This window comes from Burkholderia sp. Ac-20392 (assembly GCF_017104585.1).
Lineage (GTDB): Bacteria > Pseudomonadota > Gammaproteobacteria > Burkholderiales > Burkholderiaceae > Burkholderia > Burkholderia lata.
This window is the reverse complement of record NZ_JAAGPB010000287.1, coordinates 1-4301: the sequence shown is the minus strand read 5'-3', so window position 1 is coordinate 4301 and position 4301 is coordinate 1. Positions and strand designations below refer to the sequence as shown.

At 67.1% G+C, this 4301-nt stretch carries 6 protein-coding genes; 5 read left to right on the top strand and 1 reads right to left on the bottom strand.

Annotation, left to right across the window (positions count from 1 at the left end; all coding sequences use genetic code 11):
- The 4 genes from G3N99_RS25990 to G3N99_RS25975 form a co-directional block, all read left to right on the top strand.
- Nucleotides 1-402 (top strand): Sir2 family NAD-dependent protein deacetylase (locus G3N99_RS25990; protein WP_277396440.1); only part of this gene is annotated, 402 nt, incomplete at its 5' end.
- Nucleotides 399-1040, top strand: coding sequence for a DUF938 domain-containing protein (locus G3N99_RS25985; RefSeq protein ID WP_174938602.1), 642 nt, complete (start codon nucleotides 399-401; stop codon nucleotides 1038-1040). The genes G3N99_RS25990 and G3N99_RS25985, both read left to right, overlap by 4 nt.
- Nucleotides 1041-1137: 97 nt before the next feature.
- Nucleotides 1138-2550, top strand: coding sequence for an NADP-dependent phosphogluconate dehydrogenase (gndA, locus tag G3N99_RS25980; RefSeq protein WP_206123818.1), 1413 nt, complete (start codon nucleotides 1138-1140; stop codon nucleotides 2548-2550).
- Nucleotides 2551-2750: 200 nt separating this feature from the next.
- Nucleotides 2751-3095, top strand: coding sequence for a DUF4148 domain-containing protein (locus G3N99_RS25975; RefSeq protein ID WP_011355774.1), 345 nt, complete (start codon nucleotides 2751-2753; stop codon nucleotides 3093-3095).
- Nucleotides 3096-3213: 118 nt separating this feature from the next.
- On the opposite strand, the gene G3N99_RS25970 is transcribed toward G3N99_RS25975, so the two are convergent.
- Complete coding sequence (locus G3N99_RS25970) at nucleotides 3214-3534, bottom strand: hypothetical protein (protein WP_011355773.1); 321 nt, start codon at nucleotides 3532-3534, stop codon at nucleotides 3214-3216.
- A gap of 425 nt (nucleotides 3535-3959) precedes the next feature.
- Here G3N99_RS25970 and G3N99_RS25965 point away from each other — a divergent pair.
- Nucleotides 3960-4301, top strand: a 342-nt coding sequence (locus tag G3N99_RS25965; protein WP_206123817.1) for a LysM domain-containing protein, incomplete at its 3' end; no start/stop codon positions are given.

Here is a 4301-nt window from a genome sequence, read left to right as displayed (position 1 = left end):
GGCGCGGAGGCCGAGCCGGCCGCGGATGGCGACGCGCACCTCGAATGGGCCGCGCTCGACACGTTCCGCATCCCGGCGTGCCCCGCGTGCGGCGGGCTGCTGAAGCCGGCGGTCGTGTTCTTCGGCGAAAACGTGCCGCGCGAGCGCGTGGCGCTCGCGTCGCAGGCGCTCGATGCGGCCGATGCGCTGCTGGTCGTCGGCTCGTCGCTGATGGTGTATTCCGGCTACCGCTTCTGCGTGTGGGCGCAGGCGCAGAACAAGCCGGTCGCCGCGCTCAATCTCGGCCATACGCGCGCCGATCCGATGCTGACGCTGAAGGTCGAGGCGCGTTGCGCATCCGCGCTCGACGCGCTGACTGCGCGGTTGGGCCTCACAGGCCACGCACCGGAGCACGCATCGTGACCGATCCGACCTCTTCTCCCGATCCGTCCGCGCGGCTGTCGGCGCCGGCGGCCGAACGCAATCGCGGGCCGATCCTCGACGTCTTGCGCCGCGTGTTGCCGGCGAGCGGCCACGTGCTCGAAATCGCGAGCGGCACGGGGCAGCACGCGGTCCATTTCGCGCAGGCGCTGCCGGGCCTGCACTGGCAGCCGAGCGATCCCGATGCGCAGGCGCGGCGCTCGATTGCCGCGTGGGTTGCCCATGCAGGCCTCGCCAATGTTGCCGGACCGCTCGCGTTCGACGTGCGCGACGCGTCGTGGCCGGTCGACGCGCTCGACGCAATCGTCTGCATCAACATGATTCACATCTCGCCGTGGGCCTGCACCGACGCGCTGTTCGCGGGCGCGTCGCGCCTGCTGCGGCCGGGCGGCGTGCTGTTCCTTTACGGGCCGTATCGCCGCGAGGGCCGGCATACGGCGCCGTCGAACGAAGCCTTCGACCTGCAACTGCGCAGCCGCGACCCGTCGTGGGGCGTGCGCGATCTCGAAACCGTCGTCGCGCTCGGCCTCGATCGCGGGCTCGACTGCATCGAGGTGGTCGAGATGCCGGCGAACAACCTGAGCGTCGTGTTCCGGCGGCTGCCGCACGCGGAGCAATGACAGGGAAGCGCGCATCGCCGCCGGGTTTCCACTATCCTTTCGCCTGTGCGCGCGACCCGGTTCGGGTCGCGCCCCGTTTTTTCCGGAGAATTGACTAATGGGCAAACAAGCAATCGGTGTGATCGGGCTCGCGGTGATGGGCCGCAATCTCGCACTCAATATCGAGAGCCGCGGTTACGCGGTGTCGGTGTACAACCGCAGCCGCGAGAAAACCGACGAACTGATCGCCGAATTCCCCGGCCGCAATCTGGTGCCGACCTATACGCTCGAGGAGTTCGTCGCGTCGCTCGAAACGCCGCGCCGGATCCTGATGATGGTGAAGGCCGGCGAAGCGACCGATGCGACGATCGCATCGCTCAAGCCGCTGCTCGAGAAGGGCGACGTGCTGATCGACGGCGGCAATACGCACTTCACCGACACGATCCGCCGCAACCAGGAACTCGCGCAATCGGGCCTGCACTTCATCGGCACCGGCGTGTCGGGTGGCGAAGAGGGCGCGCTGCGCGGCCCGTCGATCATGCCCGGCGGCCAGCGTGACGCATACGACCTCGTCGAGCCGATCCTCAAGCAGATCGCCGCCAAGGCGCCGTCGGACGGCGAGCCGTGCGTCGCGTACATGGGCCCGGACGGTGCAGGTCATTACGTGAAGATGGTCCACAACGGCATCGAGTACGGCGACATGCAGCTGATCGCCGAAAGCTACGCGGTGCTGAAGGACGTCGCGGGCCTGACCAACGACGAACTCGGCACGGTGTACACCGAGTGGAACCAGGGCGAACTCGACAGCTACCTGATGGAGATCACGTCGAAGATCTTCGGCAAGAAGGACGAGGAAACCGGCAAGCATCTGGTCGACGTGATTCTCGATCGCGCCGCGCAGAAGGGCACCGGCAAGTGGACGAGCCAGAACGCGCTGGATCTCGGCGTGCCGCTGCCGCTGATCACCGAATCGGTGTTCGCGCGCGTGCTGTCGTCGCTGAAGACCGAGCGCGTCGCGGCCAGCAAGGTCCTGTCGGGCCCGGCTGCCGCGCCGTTCGACGGCGATCGCGCCGCGTTCATCGAAGCGGTGCGCCGCGCGCTGTACCTGAGCAAGGTGATCTCGTACGCGCAGGGCTTCGCGCAACTGCGCACGGCGTCGGAAGAGTACGGCTGGAACCTCGACCTCGGGACGATCGCGAAGATCTTCCGTGCGGGCTGCATCATCCGCGCGCGCTTCCTGCAGAAGATCACGGACGCGTACGCGAAGGATTCGGCGCTCGCGAACCTGCTGCTCGATCCGTACTTCAAGGATATCGCCGCGAACTACCAGGCATCGCTGCGCGACGTCGTGGTCGCCGCGGTGAAGGCCGGCGTGCCGGTACCGGCGTTCGCGTCGGCGGTCGCGTACTTCGACAGCTACCGCTCCGAGCGGCTGCCGGCGAACCTCGTGCAGGCGCAGCGAGACTTCTTCGGCGCGCACACGTTCGAGCGTACCGACAAGCCGGGCAGCTTCCACGCGAACTGGTCCTGACCGGCTGGCGAGGGCAGTATTGTTGCGAAAATCTATTCTTTGAATAGGGTTTTTCTATCCCGGATGCCGACATTGTTGGCTCCGGGGAAACAGTGTTTTCGCTCTTTCATGGTTTTCCCTAGGGGACGCCGGGACTAAACTCTGTTCCATCGCTGCAGACATGGTGTGTGCGGCGGAGCAAAAAAATCCCGGAGGTAATCATGAAATCGCTGATCGCAACGTTCGCTGCAGCTGCCGTCCTCGCCGTTCCCGCCGTCTCGTTCGCCCAACAGAACGCGCCCGTCACCCGTGCACAGGTGAAGGCCGAACTGGTCGCCGTGCAACAAGCCGGCTACAAGCTGGGCAGCGACCGGACGAACTACCCGGAAGGCATCCAGGCCGCTGAAGCCCGTCTGAACCCGCAACAGAACGTCGCCGCTGCCGACACGACCGGCTACGGCGCGCAACCGGCTGCCGCGCAAGAATCCGGCGCGCCGGCCAAGGCCAAGACCGGCTGGCAAGTCAAGCGTATCGCTGACGACGCCCCGATCTACAAGGGTCGTTAATGGTGCGGCCGCATCGGCGGCCTGATCCGACCCTGGAAGTAAAAACAGCCCGACGTTCCGTCATGCGGAACGTCGGGCTGTTCTCATTGGCGGCGCGCGTATCGCGCCAGCCGTCAGTTCAGTGCAGCGCGCGCCGGCCGCGCCCGATGTCCCGGAACAGCGCTTCGGCCGGTTCCAGCACCTGCAGCCACGTTTCGTCGTAGCCGCTCAACGTGTCGAGCGCATCGCGCAGCCGCTCGATCGCGAGGATCGGCAGCTCGACGCTGTGGCGCGTGGCGCCGGTCATATGCGCGACGCTCGCCAGCTGGACGAGCGCATCGGCCGCCTCGGCGACGTCGGTCGCGAACAGCAGGTGCCGGTTGAGCAATTCGACCAGGCCGCTTGAGCCGGAGAAATCGTCGGCGTTGAGCTGCACGGAAAGAAACGTCGCGTTGTTCATTGTCATGCTCCTCGTTGTCATTGGATCGCGCAGTGCATCACCGAGTATAGGCGGCGATCGAAGGGGAGAATGTGACGGGATCGAGACTGCCGGCGAGGGCGGCACGGCCTGCTGAAGATCCGCCGCAGGTCCGCCCGGCGGCCCGCCCGGCGCGGCTTGCAGGCCACCGGCACGCGGGTGCGCTGCCGCAAGATTGTTGCCGGATCAGGCACCTGACGCGGCCTTGACCGCCACAAATGGTATCTTTGCCGATTGGGACGACGCGAAAAAGGGGCCGGTGAGCCCATTCGCACCAATGTCCCGCTGTGGAAACTGACGGCCGCGAGAGCGGTCGGATACTGGTTGGTCCGGCCGTTCGGCCGGACATCGTGCGTCGCGCGCCGGGGGGCGGTGGGCGGCGCAACGACGCAAATCCGGGAGGACCCTTGAGAGAAACTATTCCCATCCACGATGCGCTGACGCGCTGGCTGCCGCAGGCGGCGCTCGTTGCCGCAGCCATCGCGCTGACGGGCTGCACGATGACGCCGTGGACCGACAGCTGGCAGCCGGCGCGTCAGTCGGCACCCACGTCGGCCGCGACGCCGGGCGTGATTGCCGGCTATTACCGCGTGAATCCGGGCGATACGCTCGCGGGCGTCGCGAACGCCTACGGGCAGCGCGTCCAGGACGTGGCGAGCTGGAACCACATGGCACCGACCGATGCCGTGTATCCCGGCCAGGTACTGCGCGTCGCGCCGCCGCCTGCCGCGACGTCGCTCGGGCAGCCG